Origin of the sequence: Enterobacter sp. ENT03 (assembly GCF_019218745.1) — a bacterium.
GTDB lineage: Bacteria > Pseudomonadota > Gammaproteobacteria > Enterobacterales > Enterobacteriaceae > Enterobacter_D.
Genome location: NZ_JAHUXA010000004.1, coordinates 100,214 through 117,309 on the forward strand (window position 1 = coordinate 100,214; position 17,096 = coordinate 117,309).

Genomic DNA, 17,096 nt, shown 5'->3' on the forward strand with positions numbered 1-17,096 from the left:
AGACGGCATTTAGTATGAGCGACGGCGGGTTAACGCCACACCAGCTCCGACTAACGCCCCCACAATGCCCCACATGATCATCAGGAAAGCACGACGCGGGCTGTCGCGTTTTACCGGCTCTTCCGGCGTGCGCAAATAACGATAAGTCTGAAAACGGGGATCCAGTGTAGGGCCAACGTTGAGCGTATTCAGCATGGCACGGTTCTGGTCATAATCCAGGTCAAACTCCGGACCGACGGAACGCAGGTTTTCGAGGCGCGCTTGCAGCATCGGGCGGCCCAGCAAGAACATCTCGGAATCAGGCAGTTCGTCAGCCGGCACTTCCGTTTCGCTACGGGAAATATTGTGTTGCTCAGCCACTTTCAGCGCCTGTTCCACACTGTGGACACGACGGTTGAAAATCGCGCGCGCCACCTCTTCCTGACGTTTGACCTGCGCCTTCATCTGGATAGTACGCGCCGCCCATGCGCCTTTTAGCTCATCATTAAGATGGCTGGCGGCACGCTGGCTGGCAAAGGCCACATACTGGCGCAGCAAATTATTGGCATCCGGCGCGGTTTCTGCCGTCAGCTTGACGTTGTCATTCACACTGCGCAGGGCATCGCCAGGTGTGTACTGGATAGAGTTGATCAAATCATCCAGCATCGCGGCATCGGCTTTGCTGTTACCCACCATGCGCTGCTTGTAGTAGTCGGTCTGTAACCAGAAATCACGGCGGGTGTCCCAGGACGCCAGCTGCATGATGAATTCTTTATAAGCATCATCCATTACCGAAGGCTGGTCGACCGGTGCCAGACTGGCTTTAACGTCCAGATTACGCAGGAATTGCTGCTGGGAGTAATAGCCTCCAAGCATGTTCACGGTAGGCCGATCAGTCATTGCCGTGGCGCTCCATTCCTGACGCGCGAAAAAGGTATAGGGCAATACGATCAAGGCGAAAACCAGCGCCACACCTACAATCCAGAATTTTCCTGCCCACAAAGTACGAAACAAACCACGGATATCCAGTTCATTTTCCGTACCTACTGATTGTGCTCCCGGTAATGGTTGAGTCATCGCTATCCCAGAATTACTTGGTTAATGGTGGATTATGTCTGCTTTTACGACGGAGCCGGCGCTTCACACGTTTAATGAAGCGTGCGACCTTCCAGGCCCGTTTGATACAGTAGCCATACAGGAAAAATGCTAGCAAGAATAATACCAACATGACCCATTCTGGCACGATATGTACATATTCCATCACAACGCCGATAGCGGCCAGCAAGGCGGCGGCCAGCGTGATAAGGACAAATGCCTGACGGGAGGTAAACCCGGCACGCATAATAAGATGGTGAATGTGCTGGCGATCCGGTGAGAACGGGCTCATGCCCTTACGCAGACGGCGATACATGATCGCGACCATATCCATCAGCGGAATGGCGATGATCCACAGCGCCGTCACCGGGCTAATAGGATGGCGTTGTCCCTGGGTGGTTTCCAGCAGGATCCAGATCACGGTAAAGCCAATCAGCGTGCTGCCCGCGTCGCCCATAAACACTTTATAGCGGCGGCCAAGCACCCCGAGGTTCAGCAGGATATAAGGCAGGATGGCGGCGATCATGGCGAAACACCACATCGCGAGGCTGGTCTGGCCGTCAAACCACAAGATGATGCCGATGGCGCCGAAGGAGACACAGGACAGACCCCCGAGCAAGCCATCAATGCCATCAACCATATTGAAAGCATTGATTGCGGCCCAGACGGCAAACAGCGTCAGGAAGAAACCGAAGGGTCCGAGCACCAGTTCCCACGAACCAAAAATATGTCCGAGGCTGAGAAGGTAAAGTTTACCGACGGCCATCATGACGATGGCAATAAGCGCCTGAATAGTGGCGCGAATTTTTACGCTAATATCAAAGCGGTCGTCCATTGCCCCGACGAAGACGAGCACGCCCGCACAGGCCAGATAGAGAGCAGCGTGAGGTATGTAGTAGTCAGCAATGTAGAAAGTGAAGCAGATCCCGGCGTAAACAGAGATGCCGCCCACCAACGGGATCAGCCCCTGGTGTCGCTTACGAAAATTAGGCTTGTCGACCAGGCCGATTTTTTTCGCAATTTTCCGTGCGAAAAAAAGAAAGATAAAAGTGAGTAAAAAAATACTGAATAACTCAGTAACCGCAGTGAGTAAATTCACAATGCATGCTCTCAGCGAATGTTGATCCCGGAAGTATAACGGCGTTGACCTTGCTCAAGAAGCAATAAAGCGGGTCATACACAGGGTCTGTTGTATGTTTTTCAATCAATTAGGCCATTCTTATAGTGAATGTTCCGTAATATCGCGCACTGCCCGAAGCATCCAGTGGCCCCGTGGTAATAGCGTATATTCCGCAAAAGAAAAACGCCACGTAAAACGTGGCGTTTCGGGGCTTTATTTGGATTAAGCGCGTTCTATCAACTTAGAAACTGCACTTTTTTTCCACATCTTCACATCATCCTGTTGATGCAAACCGCCGTCAAATCATTCACCAGAACCAGCAAAATTGATAAGACTTACGAACGTTTCATCATGTCGAAGAATTCGTCGTTGGTTTTGGTCATCGCCAGCTTGTTGATGAGGAACTCCATTGCGTCGATTTCGCCCATCGGGTGAATGATCTTACGCAAAATCCACATTTTCTGCAGTTCTTCCTGCGTGGTAAGCAGCTCTTCTTTACGCGTACCTGAACGGTTGTAATCGATCGCCGGGAACACACGTTTTTCAGCGATTTTACGCGCCAGATGCAGTTCCATGTTGCCGGTACCTTTAAATTCTTCGTAGATAACTTCATCCATTTTAGAACCGGTATCGACCAGCGCGGTCGCGATGATGGTCAGGCTGCCGCCCTCTTCCACGTTACGTGCCGCACCGAAGAAACGCTTCGGACGATGCAGGGCGTTAGCATCCACACCACCGGTCAACACTTTACCGGAAGCCGGTACTACGGTGTTGTAGGCGCGAGCCAGACGGGTGATGGAGTCGAGCAGAATGATAACGTCTTTCTTGTGCTCAACGAGACGCTTCGCCTTCTCGATAACCATTTCGGCGACCTGCACGTGGCGGGAAGCGGGTTCGTCAAAGGTGGACGCGACCACTTCGCCTTTCACCAGACGTTGCATCTCGGTCACTTCTTCCGGACGTTCGTCGATGAGCAGAACCATCAGTACGCAATCCGGATGATTGTAAGCAATGCTCTGGGCAATGTTCTGCAGCAGCATGGTTTTACCGGCTTTCGGCGGTGCCACAATCAGGCCACGCTGACCACGGCCAATCGGCGAAGCCAGATCGAGAACGCGAGCGGTTAAATCTTCTGTAGAGCCATTACCACGTTCCATACGCAGACGAGAGTTCGCGTGCAGCGGGGTCAGGTTCTCAAACAGGATTTTGTTACGCGCGTTTTCTGGTTTGTCGTAGTTAACTTCATTGACTTTCAACAGCGCAAAGTAACGTTCACCCTCTTTGGGCGGGCGAATCTTACCAGAGATGGTATCACCAGTGCGGAGGTTGAAACGTCGGATTTGGCTAGGGGAAACGTAGATGTCATCAGGACCGGCGAGGTAGGAGCTGTCTGCGGAGCGGAGGAAACCAAATCCGTCCTGCAAGATCTCCAGCACACCGTCGCCAAATATATCTTCGCCACTTTTAGCGTGCTGCTTCAGGATGGCAAAAATGATGTCCTGCTTGCGCATGCGAGCCTGGTTCTCAAGCCCCATATTTTCGCCGAGAGTAATCAGCTCAGAAACCGGCGTATTCTTTAATTCGGTAAGATTCATAGTGGTGTGGGTTCTTAAACTCGGGGTAAATCTCGAACTTAATTTGTGAATGGTATGGCAGGGTCATCCATGCCTGTTTTAGCGGCCATCAACTCATGTCTGTTCGCTGCCTGCTTACGGGAAGAACACAGAACTGAAACGACAAGACGGATTGAGTGACAAGCCCGGAATCTATCTACTTCTCTCGCGGCGATGGTGCTCAGCGGGAAGTATCGGGTACAAACTACAAAGGTATGTTTAAAACGAAGTCAAAACAAACTTAGCACGACTGAAGCCGGGCGTCCAGCGATCCCAAAAAATTAGGAACGCGGCACGCCAGGCTGGGTTTGCGCTGGATTATGCCAGGTTGGCGTCCAGGAACTCTTTCAGTTGACCCTTAGACAGCGCACCCACTTTGGTGGCCGCTACTTCGCCGTTTTTGAACAGCAGCAGGGTCGGAATACCGCGGATACCATACTTCGGGGCGGTGCCCGGGTTCTGGTCGATATTCAGTTTGGCAATGGTCAGTTTGCCTTGATACTCGTCAGCGATTTCATCCAGAATCGGAGCGATCATTTTGCACGGACCGCACCACTCTGCCCAGAAATCGACGAGGGTCAGCCCTTCAGCTTTAAGTACATCCGTGTCAAAACTGTCGTCAGTCAGGTGAATAATTTTATCGCTCATATTTAACTCCACAGGAATAAGCCTGGCGTGCTGATGTAGCATGAAACTACAACGTATTGATGCCACATTAACCAACTAAAGGTTGACTTTATTTCACCGGATACGCTTTCGTAAAGCAATAGTAAGCTGATATTCTACCACACTATGAGCAAAACACATTTAACAGAACAGAAGTTTACCGACTTCGCCCTGCACCCTAAGGTGATCGAAGCCCTTGAAAACAAAGGCTTTCATAATTGCACACACATTCAGGCACTGGCGCTCCCGCTAACGCTGGCTGGTCGTGATGTAGCAGGACAGGCGCAAACCGGTACCGGGAAAACGATGGCGTTTCTGACGTCCACGTTTCATTATCTTCTCTCTCACCCGGCGATCGAAGACCGCAAGGTGAACCAACCGCGCGCGCTGATCATGGCACCAACCCGTGAGCTGGCGGTGCAAATTCATGCTGATGCTGAACCCCTGGCACAGACGACCGGCCTGAAATTAGGTCTCGCCTACGGCGGCGATGGCTACGACAAACAACTTAAAGTCCTGGAAAGCGGCGTCGACATTCTGATCGGCACCACCGGGCGTCTTATCGATTACGCGAAACAGAACCACATCAACCTTGGCGCGATTCAGGTTGTCGTGCTGGATGAAGCCGATCGTATGTATGACCTGGGCTTTATCAAAGATATCCGCTGGCTGTTCCGTCGTATGCCTGGCGTGACAGAACGTCTGAACATGCTGTTCTCCGCCACGCTGTCTTACCGCGTGCGTGAACTGGCCTTTGAGCAGATGAACAACGCTGAATATGTAGAAGTTGAACCGGAACAAAAAACCGGTCACCGCATTCAGGAAGAGCTGTTCTACCCGTCTAACGAAGAAAAAATGCGTCTGTTGCAGACGTTGATCGAAGAAGAGTGGCCGGATCGCGCCATTGTTTTCGCCAACACGAAACACCGCTGCGAAGACATCTGGGGCCATTTAGCCGCCGATGGACATCGTGTAGGACTGCTGACAGGCGACGTCGCACAGAAAAAACGTCTGCGTATTCTGGAAGAATTCACCCGTGGCGACCTGGATATTCTGGTAGCAACCGATGTGGCAGCACGCGGCCTGCACATCCCAGCCGTTACGCACGTCTTTAACTACGATCTGCCGGACGATTGTGAAGACTATGTGCATCGCATTGGCCGTACCGGTCGTGCGGGCGCAAGCGGTCATTCCATTAGCCTTGCCTGTGAAGAGTACGCGCTGAACCTGCCGGCGATTGAAACCTATACCGGCCACTCTATTCCGGTAAGCAAATACAATCCGGACGCGCTCCTGAAAGATCTGCCGAAGCCGCTGCGCCTCACCCGCGCCCGTCCAGGCAATAATCAGCGCCGCCCTGGCGCACCACGAAACAGACGTCGCCCGGGTTAAAAACTGATGCTCAAGTCCACCTCGTTATATGCAGCAATAGATTTAGGCTCTAACAGCTTTCATATGTTGGTTGTACGCGAGGTGGCGGGAAGCATACAAACCCTCAGCCGCATCAAACGCAAAGTCCGTCTGGCGGCGGGATTGAGCAGCGATCTTGTGCTGTCCCCCGAAGCCATGGAGCGCGGCTGGCAATGTCTGCGCCTGTTCGCCGAGCGTTTGCAGGACATCCCTCAGGTACAAATCCAGGTGGTCGCCACGGCGACGCTGCGCCTGGCCGTCAACGCCCACGTCTTTATCACGAAAGCGCAGGAAATCCTCGGTTGCCCGGTGCAACTCATCAGCGGAGAGGAAGAGGCGCGTCTGATTTATCAGGGTGTAGCGCACACCACCGGTGGCGACGATCGTCGTCTGGTGGTGGATATTGGCGGGGCCAGTACCGAGCTGGTCACCGGCACCGGCGCGCAAACCACCTCTCTGTTCAGCCTGTCGATGGGCTGCGTCACCTGGCTTGAGCGCTATTTTACCGATCGCAATCTGGCGAAAGAGCACTTCGACGAGGCCGAACGCGCCGCGCGCGAGGTGATCCGCCCGGTTGCCGGTGAGCTGCGCACGCATGGCTGGAAAGTCTGCGTCGGCGCGTCCGGCACGGTACAGGCGCTGCAAGAAATCATGATGGCGCAGGGTATGGACGAGCGCATCACGCTGGCCAAACTTCAGCAGCTTAAGCTACGCGCCATCCAGTGTGGCCGTCTTGAGGAGCTGGAAATCGAAGGCCTGACGCTGGAGCGGGCGCTGGTTTTCCCGAGCGGGCTGGCGATCCTCATCGCCATCTTCACCGAACTCGACATCCAGTGCATGACCCTTGCGGGCGGAGCGCTGCGAGAAGGTCTGGTCTACGGCATGCTGCATCTGTCGGTGGATCAAGATATTCGCAGCCGTACGCTGCGTAACATTCAGCGCCGTTTCATGGTCGATACCGAACAGGCATTGCGCGTCGCCCAGCTGGCAACCCGATTTGCCGGGCAGGTAGAAGACGTCTGGGATCTTCAGCCGCTGTCGCGCGATCTGCTGGTCAGCGCCTGTCAGCTGCATGAAATCGGCCTCAGCGTCGATTTTAAATCCGCGCCGCAACACGCCGCTTACCTGGTACGTAACCTCGATTTGCCGGGCTTTACGCCTGCGCAGAAAAAGCTGCTGGCCACGCTGCTGCTCAACCAGACCAGCACGATCGATCTCTCGTCGTTGCATCAGCAAAATGCCGTGCCGCCGCGCGTGGCGGAACACCTGTGCCGTCTGCTGCGTCTGGCGATTATTTTCGCCAGCCGTCGCCGTGACGATCTGCTGCCCGCCATCACCCTGACGGCGGTAGAGGAAAACCTGACGCTGACGCTGCCGGATGACTGGCTGACCAGCCACCCGCTGGGCGCTGAACTTATCGATCAGGAGTGTCAGTGGCAGAGCTACGTCCACTGGCCGTTAACCGTCCTGTAATGCCTTTTATCATCGCCCTCTGCGGAGGGCATAAAGCACCACGTTAAAACCCATCCTCAGCATTTTACTCCACCGGCCCTGCCTTTCCGCGATTTGCACCGCGCCTGCACTGGCGTTAAGGTGGGGCAAATTCAAAAACAGACCGACAGAACACCTGCTATGACATTTTCACTATTCGGCGATAAATTCACCCGCCATTCAGGCATCACCCGCCTGATGGAGGATCTCAACGACGGCCTGCGCACCCCCGGCGCTATCATGCTCGGCGGCGGCAACCCGGCGCAAATCCCGGAAATGACCGATTATTTCCACCAGCTGCTTGCCGACATGCTCAATTCCGGTAAAGCCACTGACGCGCTGTGCAATTATGACGGTCCACAAGGTAAGTCAGAGCTGCTGGTGTGCCTTGCGCAGATGCTACGGGAAACCCAGGGCTGGGACATTGAGCCGCAGAATATTGCACTGACAAACGGCAGCCAGAGCGCGTTTTTCTACTTGTTCAATCTGTTCGCAGGTCGCCGTGCCGATGGAAGCACCCGAAAAGTGCTGTTCCCGCTGGCACCGGAGTACATCGGCTATGCCGATTCCGGCCTCGAAGAGGATCTGTTTGTCTCGGCGCGCCCCAACATTGAACTGCTGCCGGAAGGCCAGTTTAAATATCACGTCGATTTCGAGCACCTGCATATCGGGGAAGAAACCGGCATGATCTGCGTCTCGCGTCCGACCAACCCGACCGGGAACGTGATCACCGATGAAGAGCTGATGAAGCTGGATGCGCTGGCGAATCAGCACGGCATTCCGCTGGTCATTGATAACGCCTATGGCGTCCCCTTCCCCGGCATCATCTTCAGCGAAGCACGCCCGTTGTGGAACCCGAATACCGTGCTGTGCATGAGCCTCTCCAAGCTCGGCCTGCCCGGCAGTCGCTGCGGGATCATCATCGCGGATGAAAAAATCATTGCGGCGATCCGTAATATGAACGGCATTATCAGTCTCGCCCCCGGCGGTATCGGCCCGGCGATGATGTGCGAGATGATCAAGCGTAACGATTTGCTGCGCCTGTCAGAAACCGTCATCAAACCCTTCTACCAGCAGCGCGTGCAGGAAACGGTCGCCACCATCCGCCGCTATCTGTCGGAAGAGCGCTGCCTGATCCACAAACCGGAAGGGGCGATTTTCCTCTGGCTGTGGTTTAAGGATCTGCCGATCACCACCGAACTGCTGTACCAGCGTCTGAAAAAGCGCGGCGTGCTAATGGTGCCGGGCGACTACTTCTTCCCCGGCCTCGACAAACCCTGGCCGCACACCCATCAGTGTATGCGCATGAACTACGTTCCTGACCCGGATAAAATCGAGGCGGGCATTAAAGTGCTTGCGGAAGAAATTGAATTCGCCTGGCAGGAAAGTCAGCTTTAAAAAGAATATATCCGGGCTTATGTGATGTAGCCCGGGTATTTTTCATGGTCATAACCAGCTGCATTAATAAAATAATGTTTTTGATGCGATATATCGCAACCAATAATTAGCAGACATAACTAATGGTTGGAGTCAGTTAATTTACGCTACACACCCCGTCTACATTTCAGTGCCGCTTACGCCTTTCATATAAAAACTAAATAATTGAAATTAAATGACTTTTATGATTACGTTAAGCCAAAAACCAGGAATAATCATAATTTAATAACTTTATAGAAAAATAAACCCGGTAAAAGTGGTAGCGGTTAAAAATAGTCTTACACTCATTAATACGCCGTCCGGCGTTTTATTTAGTGGAGTATTATCATGGCTACTAATAACGTTAGCCACCTGAGCGTCATTACGGTGGCCGTACTTCTTGCATTCTCATTATCTGCCTGCAGCGGCGGCGGTTCTCATTCCACGGCGAAAAAAACGCCGACCACAGGGACGAGCACGGGAGGGGGTGCTAACGATGGAACGTCGACGGCGAATAACGGATCGGGCGGCAGCGGTTCTGGTTCCGGTGGTAGCGGTGGCACAGGTAGCGGCAGCACTGGCGGTTCAGGTGGCTCCGGTACTGGCACAGGCGGATCGGGTTCCGGCGGCAGCGGTGGAGGTACAGGTGGTGGTGGTACAGGCGGTGGCGGCACGGGTGGCGGTTCCGGCGGCACAGATACCGCGGCGAACGGCGCGATCAGCACTATTCTCAGCGATACCGGCGAAACCGTCTCCGGCGTAGGCACCACCCTGGATAATCTCGGCAGCCAGTTGCCGACCAACAATCCGGTCACCTCAACCGTTGCGACAACCGTCAGCGGCGTGGGCAGCGCCATTGAAACCACCGGCGGCGGCATTACCAGCGGCATCGGCGATCGTTCGAATCTCAACGGCGTGGGCACCACGCTTAGTGGCGTCACCACCACCGTGACCTCACTGGGCGGCACCGTTTCTGATGTGGGTACTCACCTTGCCAGTACCACCTCAGGATCGTCATTAAGCGGTATCACCGGCGCAACGGGCGCCATCGTGAACAGCACCGGTCAGGTAGTCAGCGGCACAGGCACCGCGCTGACCAACGTGGTGCAAAGTGATGGCGTATCCCGTCTCACTACCGGCACCACCACGCTGGTTAACAACACCACCGCGGGCGTAGAGCGTGTCACCCAGGGCGTGGGTGGCGCAACCGGTCTGGGAACGCCGGTCAGCAATCTGTTAACCAGTGTCGGCAATGGCGTCAGCGGTGTGGGTACCAACGTCAGCAGCAGTAATCCAGGCCTGAACGGCGTCGGCCAGGTCGTCACCAATCTTGGTCAGACGGTTACGGATGTGGGCGGCGTGGTGAAACCGACCACCGTCACCACGCCAGGGGCCACGCCAACAGGCGGGATCGCGGTTGATGCCACGGCGGATGCCAGTAAAACGGGTCTGGTGGCAAACGTCGGTGCCACGGTTAATAACCTGACCGCCGGACTGACCGCAACCGTAGACAATAACAACACCAGTGGAACCTCCGCCTCGGGCCCGCTTAGCGGCGTGACCGGTGTCGTAGGCGGGCTATTAAGACCGAAACAATAACACGCTGTACCGTGCCCCCGCCCGGGGGCACGTTTTCCTGCGATTAGGGATTGCATCATGAGACTACCCCTCTGCTATGCGCTCATGTGCGGCGCGGTGCTCGGCATCGCCCGGGCGGATACCCTCCCCGCCATTATCGACCCGGTTAACCCCTCAAAAGCCGCGCCCGGTCAGCAGGACCCCGGCGCGATTAAACGCAGCGCGCCGACCGTCTCGTTACCTCAATCCGGCACGCAGCTCACCCCGGAAACGCCTGTTCTCGTCGGGCATATCCAGTTTATCGGCGGCAAGCTTTACCCGCTGAAAAGCCTGCTCGCGCCTTTTCGCCCTTATGCGGGCAAAACCGTGCCGCTAAAGGAAATCATCCGGCTGGTGAATGACATCACGGCCCGCTACCGGGCCGATGGCTACCCGCTCTCTTACGCCTGGCTGCCGGACAATAATTTCCAAAACGGCAACATCAATATCGTGCTGGTCGAAGGCTACGTCGCTCACAGCGCGATCCAGAGCAATAACGCCGGCATCGCGGCGCGCTTAAAACGCCTGGCGGAAAAAATGATGGCCGAAAAACCATTACGCCAGGCCACCTTTGACCGTTATAGCCAGTTGATGACCCGCACGCCAGGCACCAAAGTGGATGTGAATGCGCAGCTGCCGAAGAATATTTATGGCGCGGCGGTGATGAACGTGGAGGCCAGTCAGCCGCGCATCTGGGATCTCTCCTCCACGCTCGACATGCGTAAAGGTGAAAATCTGGCGCTGGTTAACGGCACGCTAAGTAACCTCACCTCCTATGGCGATCAGCTCGGCGTTGCCACCTTTGTGCCGCTGGACGGTGACACCCGCAAGACCTATATCGGCCTTAATTATCAGCAGTTTCTCACCGACGAAGGGCTGAGTATGCAGCTCAAAGGCAGCTTTTATCGCGACGACCCTGACGACTTCACCCCCTTGCTGAATCTTCCCGGTTTCACGGTGGATGCCCGCCAGCAATCAACGCAATATAACGGTGGTATCAGTTTTAGTTATCCGTTGCTGCTGACCCGCCAGAAGCAAATCAGCCTCTCTGGCGGGGTGGATTACACCAACAAACGTAACGATATTGACCTGCGGGCGCGCGGCTTTGGGCAGACGATCCCGCTTGCGTCACAGAGCCAGCACACCCGCTATCCGGCGCTGGATCTGGGTATTACCGGCTACCGGGAATTTAGCAAGGCGAGCATCAATGCCCGTCTCAACCTGCGGCAAGGGCTGGATACGTTCGATGCCGACATCGCCCCGGCGGCCGGTACCGATCTCAGCTTTACGCGCTGGAAAGGCAACGTCGATGCAGGCTGGATGGTGGCGGAAAAATGGCGGTTAAGTTCATCGCTGGAGGGCGTCTGGTCTGACACCACGCTGCCGGATCCGGAGCGCGTACAGTTCGGCGCACAGCGTTTCGGGCGCGGCTATCAGGATGGCGAAGCCAGCGGCGATTACGGCTACGGCGGGCAACTGGAGCTGCGCTATCTGCACAGCCGCAAAGAAAGCACCTGGCTTGCGACGGTACAGCCCTACGTGCTGGCCGACACCGCGCGCACCTGGTATAACGCGCCCGGTTTTCGCCAGCAGCGGTTAAGCTCGGTGGCGGCGGGCGTGATGGTGGGCGATAACAAACACTATACGCTGGCGGTGGAAGCCGCCCGTCCGACGGGCGATCTCCCCACCGACTCCCACCCGCGCGACTGGCGTTATAACCTCACGGTGACGTGGAATTTTAATAACTTACGTTGAGCCGTTTTCACTGACGTCTACTTGCGGCACGGAAAAACCCAGTTCACTGGAGATCGCCTGCGCGGTCTCGCGCAGCGGTTTGAGCAGATTCTTTTCGCCAATCTGCTTAAGCCGCGAAGTGGAAAGCGAAATGGAAATCGCGTAAGGCACACGACGATGGATGTCGAACACCGGCACCGCAATGCACGACACGCCCAGCTCATTCTCTTCACGATCCATCGCCATACTGCTGTCGCGGATCTGCGCCAGCTCGTCATACATCGCGGGCAGTGCCGTGATGGTGTTGCGCGTCAGCGGCTGGATCTGCTCCTGATGGCTCTCCCAGTACGCTTTCACATACTCCGGCTGACCAAACGCCATATAAATTTTGCCCATCGCCGAGCAATAGAGCGGCATATGTTGGCCGATATAGGCGCGCGTACGCAGCATGCCGGTGGTTGGCTCCAGCTTGTAGATCAGGATCGCGTGATCGTCTTCGCGGCTGGAAAAGTTAATGGTTTCGCCGGTGGCAATGTTAAGCGCTTCCAGGTGCGGGGCCGCGACATGAATGATATTCAGCGAGCTTAACGCCTTCTGACCCACGGCAATAAATTTGGTTGTTAGCCGGTAGCTCCCTGCCGCCGGTGCGGGGGTGACGTAGCCACAGGATTGCAGGCCCTGCAGCAAACGATGCACGGTGCTTTTATTCAGTCCGGCCAGTTCTGACAAATGGGCCAACGGACAACCGTTCGGATAATTGCTGAGAATTTCAATCAACATCAGACCGCGAAACAAACTCTGGCTCCCGGCGGGCCGCTCTTTTTCTTGTGCCACGTCTGTCACGTCAGCCTCTTTGCGTTTCATCGCTTCCACTCCCGTTTTTATCGCGCCCTGATGGTAGCGCAAAGTGTGTTTCAGTTCACGATCTGGACAGAAATATTGTAACTAACTGATTTTGAAGAATATCACAAATGACGCTGTCGATTGCTTTGTTAAAAAGTGATCGCTATATTTGAAATCAGATTTCGCATAGTGAAATTTAGCGAGAAAAAAGCGATCAATTGCCCACCCAAAAACAGGAGTCCTACGGCATGAAAGTGAGCTTTGAACAGTTAAAAGAGGCGTTCAGTCGGGTGCTGCTGGCGCGCGGTGTTAACGCCGACACCGCAGAGGCCTGCGCAGAGATGTTTGCGCGCACCACCGAATCCGGCGTCTCTTCCCACGGCGTGAACCGCTTCCCACGTTTTATTCAGCAACTTGATAACGGCGACATTATTCCGGACGCCGAGGCGAAGCGGATCGTCAGCCTGGGCGCAATTGAACAGTGGGACGCGCAGCGCTCCATCGGCAACCTTACTGCTAAAAAAATGATGGATCGCGCCACGGCGCTGGCCGCCGACCACGGCATTGGACTGGTGGCGGTGCGAAACGCCAACCACTGGATGCGCGGCGGCAGCTACGGCTGGCAGGCAGCGGAGAAAGGCTATATCGGTATTTGCTGGACCAACTCGATAGCCGTCATGCCGCCATGGGGCGCGACCGAGTGCCGCATCGGCACTAACCCGCTGATCGTCGCCATTCCGTCCAGCCCGATCACCATGGTGGACATGTCGATGTCGATGTTCTCTTACGGCATGCTGGAAGTGAACCGCCTGGCAGGGCGTCAGCTACCGGTGGACGGCGGCTTTGACGATGCCGGAAACCTGACCCGCGATCCGGCCCCCATTGAGAAAAACCGCCGCATTCTGCCGATGGGCTACTGGAAAGGCTCAGGCTTATCCATTGTGCTGGACATGATCGCCACCCTGCTGTCAGACGGCGCATCGGTGGCTGAAGTGACCGAGGATAATCGCGATGAGTACGGCATCTCGCAGATTTTCATCGCCATTGAAGTCGATCGCCTGATCGACGGCGCATCAAAAGAAGCCAAGCTGCAACGCATCATGGACTACATCACCAGCGCCGAACGCGCCGATGAAAACGTCGCTATCCGTCTGCCGGGGCACGAATTCACACGCCTTGCGCAAGAAAATCGTCGTCACGGCATCACCGTAGATGACAGCGTATGGGAAAAAATCCAGGCGCTGTAAGGAGGCTGATCATGCTTTTCGGTCATATTGCTCAACCTAATCCCTGCCGCCTGCCGGCAGCGATTGAAACCGCCCTCGAATTTCTGCGTACCACCGATTTTCGCGCCCTGCCGCCGGGCGTGGTGGAAATCGACGGCAAAAACATCTTTGCGCAGATTATCGATCTCACTACCCGGCCCAAAGAGGAGATCCGCCCGGAAGTCCACCGCCAGTATCTGGATATTCAGTTTCTGGCGTGGGGCGAAGAAAAAATAGGTCTGGCGATCGACACCGGCAATAACGTGATTAGCGAATCCTTATTAACCGAGCGCGATATTATTTTTTATCACCACAGCGAAAACGAATTCTTTTTTGAAATGGTGCCGGGCAGTTATGCGATATTTTTCCCACAGGATGTACATCGCCCTGGCTGTAATAAAAGCAGCGCCACGCCAATTCGAAAAATTGTCGTAAAAGTAGCACTCAGCGCACTGAATTAATTCCGCCTGACAGGCAGGAGCCATAAAATGCAAAACCCTGACGCCGGTTATATTATCGGCGCGTATCCCTGCGCGCCGTCGTTTCACCAGAAAAATGAACATGAGGAGGCTACCTTCTGGCGGCAACTTGCCGACACGCCGCATATTCGCGGCATCGAACAGCCCTGCCTGGAAAATTTACATCCGTATGGCGATGCATGGTTACTGAAACACACGCCCGCCGACTGGCAGATTGTGGTGACGGCGGTGATGGAAACCATGCGTCGCCGCGCCGGTAACGGTGGATTTGGCCTCGCCTCCGCCGATGAAGCGCAGCGCCGTGCTTGTGTGGCCTATTACCGCCATCTGCACAGCAAAATCAACGACATCAATGAGGCGCAGGCGAACAAGATCATCGCTCTTGAACTCCAGGCCGCGCCGCAGGCGGGCAATGCCAGCGTGGCCGACGCCCGCGATGCCTTTTCCCGCTCCATCAACGAGATAGCCAGCTGGGACTGGTCGTGCGAGCTGGTACTGGAACACTGCGATGCCATGACGCAGACCGCGCCGCGCAAGGGTTTCCTGCCGCTGGATGCGGTGCTGGACTGCATTGCCGATCTTAACGTCAGCCTGTGCATTAACTGGGCGCGTTCCGCCATCGAAGGCCGCAGCGCCGACTTGCCGCTCGCCCATGTCCACACCGCCCAGGCCGCCGGGAAATTCAGCGCCCTGATGTTTTCCGGCACCAGTGAAAATGGCCCATACGGTGACTGGCAGGATCTGCATGCGCCTTTCGCCCCCTTCTGCCCGGAAAGTTTATTAACGGCAGAGCGGGCGCGAGAATTATTTAATGCGGCGCCGCCCGCAGCGTTACTTTTTTCCGGTATCAAGCTGCTGGAAATTAATGCTAATGCTGATGTTGACCATCGGATTGCGATATTACGCGATGGCATTACTGCGTTAATTAATGCCACACAATAATAAAAAAATAACGCCAATACCTTAATCATAACTCCCGTTTTTAATGAGACGACAACGATGAACACTTCCTCTACACCTACATCTGAACGTAATATTATCCCGCGCCAGCGCTGGCTGCGAATTATTCCCCCCATACTCATTGCCTGTATTATTTCTTATATGGATCGGGTCAATATTGCTTTTGCAATGCCGGGCGGTATGGATGCCGAACTCGGTATTTCCGCCACCATGGCGGGGCTGGCTGGTGGGATATTTTTCATTGGCTATCTCTTTTTGCAGGTCCCCGGCGGCAAAATCGCCGTGCACGGCAGCGGTAAAAAGTTTATAGGCTGGTCGCTGGTAGCCTGGGCGGTGATCTCCGTACTCACTGGCCTTATCACTAATCAGTATCAACTGCTGGTGCTGCGTTTTCTGCTCGGCGTTGCCGAAGGGGGAATGTTGCCGGTGGTGCTGACGATGATCAGCAACTGGTTCCCCGACGCCGAGCGTGGACGGGCAAACGCCATCGTTATCATGTTCGTGCCTATAGCCGGGATCGTCACCGCGCCACTTTCCGGCTGGATCATTACCGTTCTCGACTGGCGCTGGCTGTTTATTATTGAAGGCTTGCTCTCGTTGCTGGTGCTGGTGCTGTGGGCGTTAACCGTTTATGACCGTCCACAGGAAGCCCGCTGGATAAGCGACGCCGAGAAAAACTACCTTGTCGACACGCTGGCTGCCGAGCAGCGCGCTATCGCCGGAAAAGAAGTGCGCAATGCCTCCCTGAGCGCGGTGCTGGCGGATAAAACCATGTGGCAGCTGATTGCCCTTAACTTCTTCTATCAGACCGGCATTTACGGCTATACCCTGTGGCTGCCCACCATCCTGAAAGAGCTGACCCACTCCACCATGGGCCAGGTGGGAATGCTCGCCATTCTGCCTTACGTCGGGGCGATTGCCGGGATGTTCCTGTTTTCTTCCCTGTCGGACAAAACCGGCAAGCGCAAGCTGTTCGTTTCCCTGCCGCTGATCGGCTTTTCGCTGTGCATGTTCCTGTCGGTCGCGCTGAAAGACAACGTCTGGCTGTCTTATTCGGCGCTGGTCGGCTGCGGCTTTTTCCTGCAATCCGCCGCAGGGGTGTTCTGGACCATTCCGGCCCGCCTGTTCAGCGCCGAAATGGCCGGTGGCGCGCGCGGGGTGATCAATGCGCTGGGGAATCTTGGCGGCTTCTGCGGCCCCTATGCCGTCGGCGTGCTGATCACGCTCTACAGCAAAGACGCGGGCGTTTACTGCCTGGCCGTGTCGCTGGCGCTGGCGGCACTGATGGCGCTGCTGCTGCCCGCCAAGTGCGATGTGGCCCGCGCTCCGTCAAAACCGAACCTCAGCCAGCGTAAGCATGCGGCGTAACGGCAACGCCCGGCGGCGCAAGCTTGCCGGGCCTACAACG

The 17,096-nt window shown here is 55.5% G+C and carries 14 protein-coding genes; 9 read left to right on the forward strand and 5 right to left on the reverse strand.

The features are described from left to right. Window positions 1-9: 9 nt before the first annotated feature. From wzzE to trxA, 4 genes are all read right to left on the reverse strand, one after another. Entirely contained in the window at window positions 10-1,056 is a 1,047-nt protein-coding gene (wzzE, locus tag KW828_RS08595) for an ECA polysaccharide chain length modulation protein (protein ID WP_218335991.1), read from the reverse strand. A gap of 13 nt (window positions 1,057-1,069) precedes the next feature. Next, window positions 1,070-2,173 (reverse strand): UDP-N-acetylglucosamine--undecaprenyl-phosphate N-acetylglucosaminephosphotransferase, encoded by a 1,104-nt coding sequence (gene wecA, locus KW828_RS08600; protein WP_218335992.1) that lies wholly within the window; start codon window positions 2,171-2,173, stop codon window positions 1,070-1,072. A 356-nt stretch (window positions 2,174-2,529) separates the two neighbouring features. Next, entirely contained in the window at window positions 2,530-3,789 is a 1,260-nt protein-coding gene (rho, locus tag KW828_RS08605) for a transcription termination factor Rho (protein ID WP_072571082.1), read from the reverse strand. A 336-nt stretch (window positions 3,790-4,125) separates the two neighbouring features. Beyond that, entirely contained in the window at window positions 4,126-4,455 is a 330-nt protein-coding gene (gene trxA / locus KW828_RS08610) for a thioredoxin TrxA (RefSeq protein WP_088221138.1), read from the reverse strand. 144 nt (window positions 4,456-4,599) lie between these two features. Here trxA and rhlB point away from each other — a divergent pair, with 144 nt between their 5' ends. The 5 genes from rhlB (at window position 4,600) to KW828_RS08635 (ending at window position 12,162) form a co-directional block, all read left to right on the forward strand. After that, window positions 4,600-5,865, forward strand: coding sequence for an ATP-dependent RNA helicase RhlB (rhlB, locus tag KW828_RS08615; RefSeq protein WP_218335993.1), 1,266 nt, complete (start codon window positions 4,600-4,602; stop codon window positions 5,863-5,865). A 6-nt stretch (window positions 5,866-5,871) separates the two neighbouring features. Next, window positions 5,872-7,356, forward strand: a complete 1,485-nt coding sequence (gene gppA / locus KW828_RS08620) for a guanosine-5'-triphosphate,3'-diphosphate diphosphatase (RefSeq protein ID WP_218335994.1) — start codon at window positions 5,872-5,874, stop codon at window positions 7,354-7,356. Between the two features lie 159 nt (window positions 7,357-7,515). After that, complete coding sequence (gene avtA / locus KW828_RS08625; RefSeq protein ID WP_218335995.1) at window positions 7,516-8,772, forward strand: valine--pyruvate transaminase; 1,257 nt, start codon at window positions 7,516-7,518, stop codon at window positions 8,770-8,772. A gap of 366 nt (window positions 8,773-9,138) precedes the next feature. Beyond that, window positions 9,139-10,389 carry a collagen-like triple helix repeat-containing protein gene (locus KW828_RS08630; protein ID WP_218335996.1) on the forward strand — a complete coding sequence of 417 codons (1,251 nt, stop codon included), beginning with the start codon at window positions 9,139-9,141 and terminating at the stop codon, window positions 10,387-10,389. Window positions 10,390-10,446: 57 nt separating this feature from the next. Further along, on the forward strand, window positions 10,447-12,162 hold the full coding sequence (locus tag KW828_RS08635) for a ShlB/FhaC/HecB family hemolysin secretion/activation protein (protein WP_218335997.1): 1,716 nt from the start codon (window positions 10,447-10,449) through the stop codon (window positions 12,160-12,162). Here the strand turns inward: KW828_RS08635 and yiaJ are convergent. Beyond that, on the reverse strand, window positions 12,154-13,005 hold the full coding sequence (gene yiaJ, locus KW828_RS08640) for an IclR family transcriptional regulator YiaJ (RefSeq protein WP_218335998.1): 852 nt from the start codon (window positions 13,003-13,005) through the stop codon (window positions 12,154-12,156). The two genes, KW828_RS08635 and yiaJ, sit on opposite strands and share 9 nt — an antisense overlap. Window positions 13,006-13,232: 227 nt before the next feature. Here yiaJ and yiaK point away from each other — a divergent pair, with 227 nt between their 5' ends. Genes yiaK through KW828_RS08660 form a run of 4 tightly spaced genes read left to right on the forward strand, consistent with a single transcriptional unit; the run spans window position 13,233 to window position 17,056 of the window. Next, window positions 13,233-14,231 (forward strand): 3-dehydro-L-gulonate 2-dehydrogenase, encoded by a 999-nt coding sequence (gene yiaK / locus KW828_RS08645; protein ID WP_218335999.1) that lies wholly within the window; start codon window positions 13,233-13,235, stop codon window positions 14,229-14,231. 11 nt (window positions 14,232-14,242) lie between these two features. After that, window positions 14,243-14,710 (forward strand): YhcH/YjgK/YiaL family protein, encoded by a 468-nt coding sequence (locus KW828_RS08650; protein WP_218336000.1) that lies wholly within the window; start codon window positions 14,243-14,245, stop codon window positions 14,708-14,710. 27 nt (window positions 14,711-14,737) lie between these two features. After that, window positions 14,738-15,670 (forward strand): DUF4862 family protein, encoded by a 933-nt coding sequence (locus KW828_RS08655; protein ID WP_218336001.1) that lies wholly within the window; start codon window positions 14,738-14,740, stop codon window positions 15,668-15,670. A 57-nt stretch (window positions 15,671-15,727) separates the two neighbouring features. Then, complete coding sequence (locus KW828_RS08660; RefSeq protein ID WP_218336002.1) at window positions 15,728-17,056, forward strand: MFS transporter; 1,329 nt, start codon at window positions 15,728-15,730, stop codon at window positions 17,054-17,056. Window positions 17,057-17,096 lie beyond the last annotated feature (40 nt).

Coding starts and splice junctions, on each gene's coding strand:
- wzzE (WP_218335991.1), bottom strand. CDS start 1,056: ATGACTCAACCATTACCGGGAGCACAATCAGTAGGTACGGAAAATGAA.
- rho (WP_072571082.1), bottom strand. CDS start 3,789: ATGAATCTTACCGAATTAAAGAATACGCCGGTTTCTGAGCTGATTACT.
- trxA (WP_088221138.1), bottom strand. CDS start 4,455: ATGAGCGATAAAATTATTCACCTGACTGACGACAGTTTTGACACGGAT.
- rhlB (WP_218335993.1), top strand. CDS start 4,600: ATGAGCAAAACACATTTAACAGAACAGAAGTTTACCGACTTCGCCCTG.
- gppA (WP_218335994.1), top strand. CDS start 5,872: ATGCTCAAGTCCACCTCGTTATATGCAGCAATAGATTTAGGCTCTAAC.
- avtA (WP_218335995.1), top strand. CDS start 7,516: ATGACATTTTCACTATTCGGCGATAAATTCACCCGCCATTCAGGCATC.
- KW828_RS08630 (WP_218335996.1), top strand. CDS start 9,139: ATGGCTACTAATAACGTTAGCCACCTGAGCGTCATTACGGTGGCCGTA.
- KW828_RS08635 (WP_218335997.1), top strand. CDS start 10,447: ATGAGACTACCCCTCTGCTATGCGCTCATGTGCGGCGCGGTGCTCGGC.
- yiaJ (WP_218335998.1), bottom strand. CDS start 13,005: ATGAAACGCAAAGAGGCTGACGTGACAGACGTGGCACAAGAAAAAGAG.
- yiaK (WP_218335999.1), top strand. CDS start 13,233: ATGAAAGTGAGCTTTGAACAGTTAAAAGAGGCGTTCAGTCGGGTGCTG.
- KW828_RS08650 (WP_218336000.1), top strand. CDS start 14,243: ATGCTTTTCGGTCATATTGCTCAACCTAATCCCTGCCGCCTGCCGGCA.
- KW828_RS08655 (WP_218336001.1), top strand. CDS start 14,738: ATGCAAAACCCTGACGCCGGTTATATTATCGGCGCGTATCCCTGCGCG.
- KW828_RS08660 (WP_218336002.1), top strand. CDS start 15,728: ATGAACACTTCCTCTACACCTACATCTGAACGTAATATTATCCCGCGC.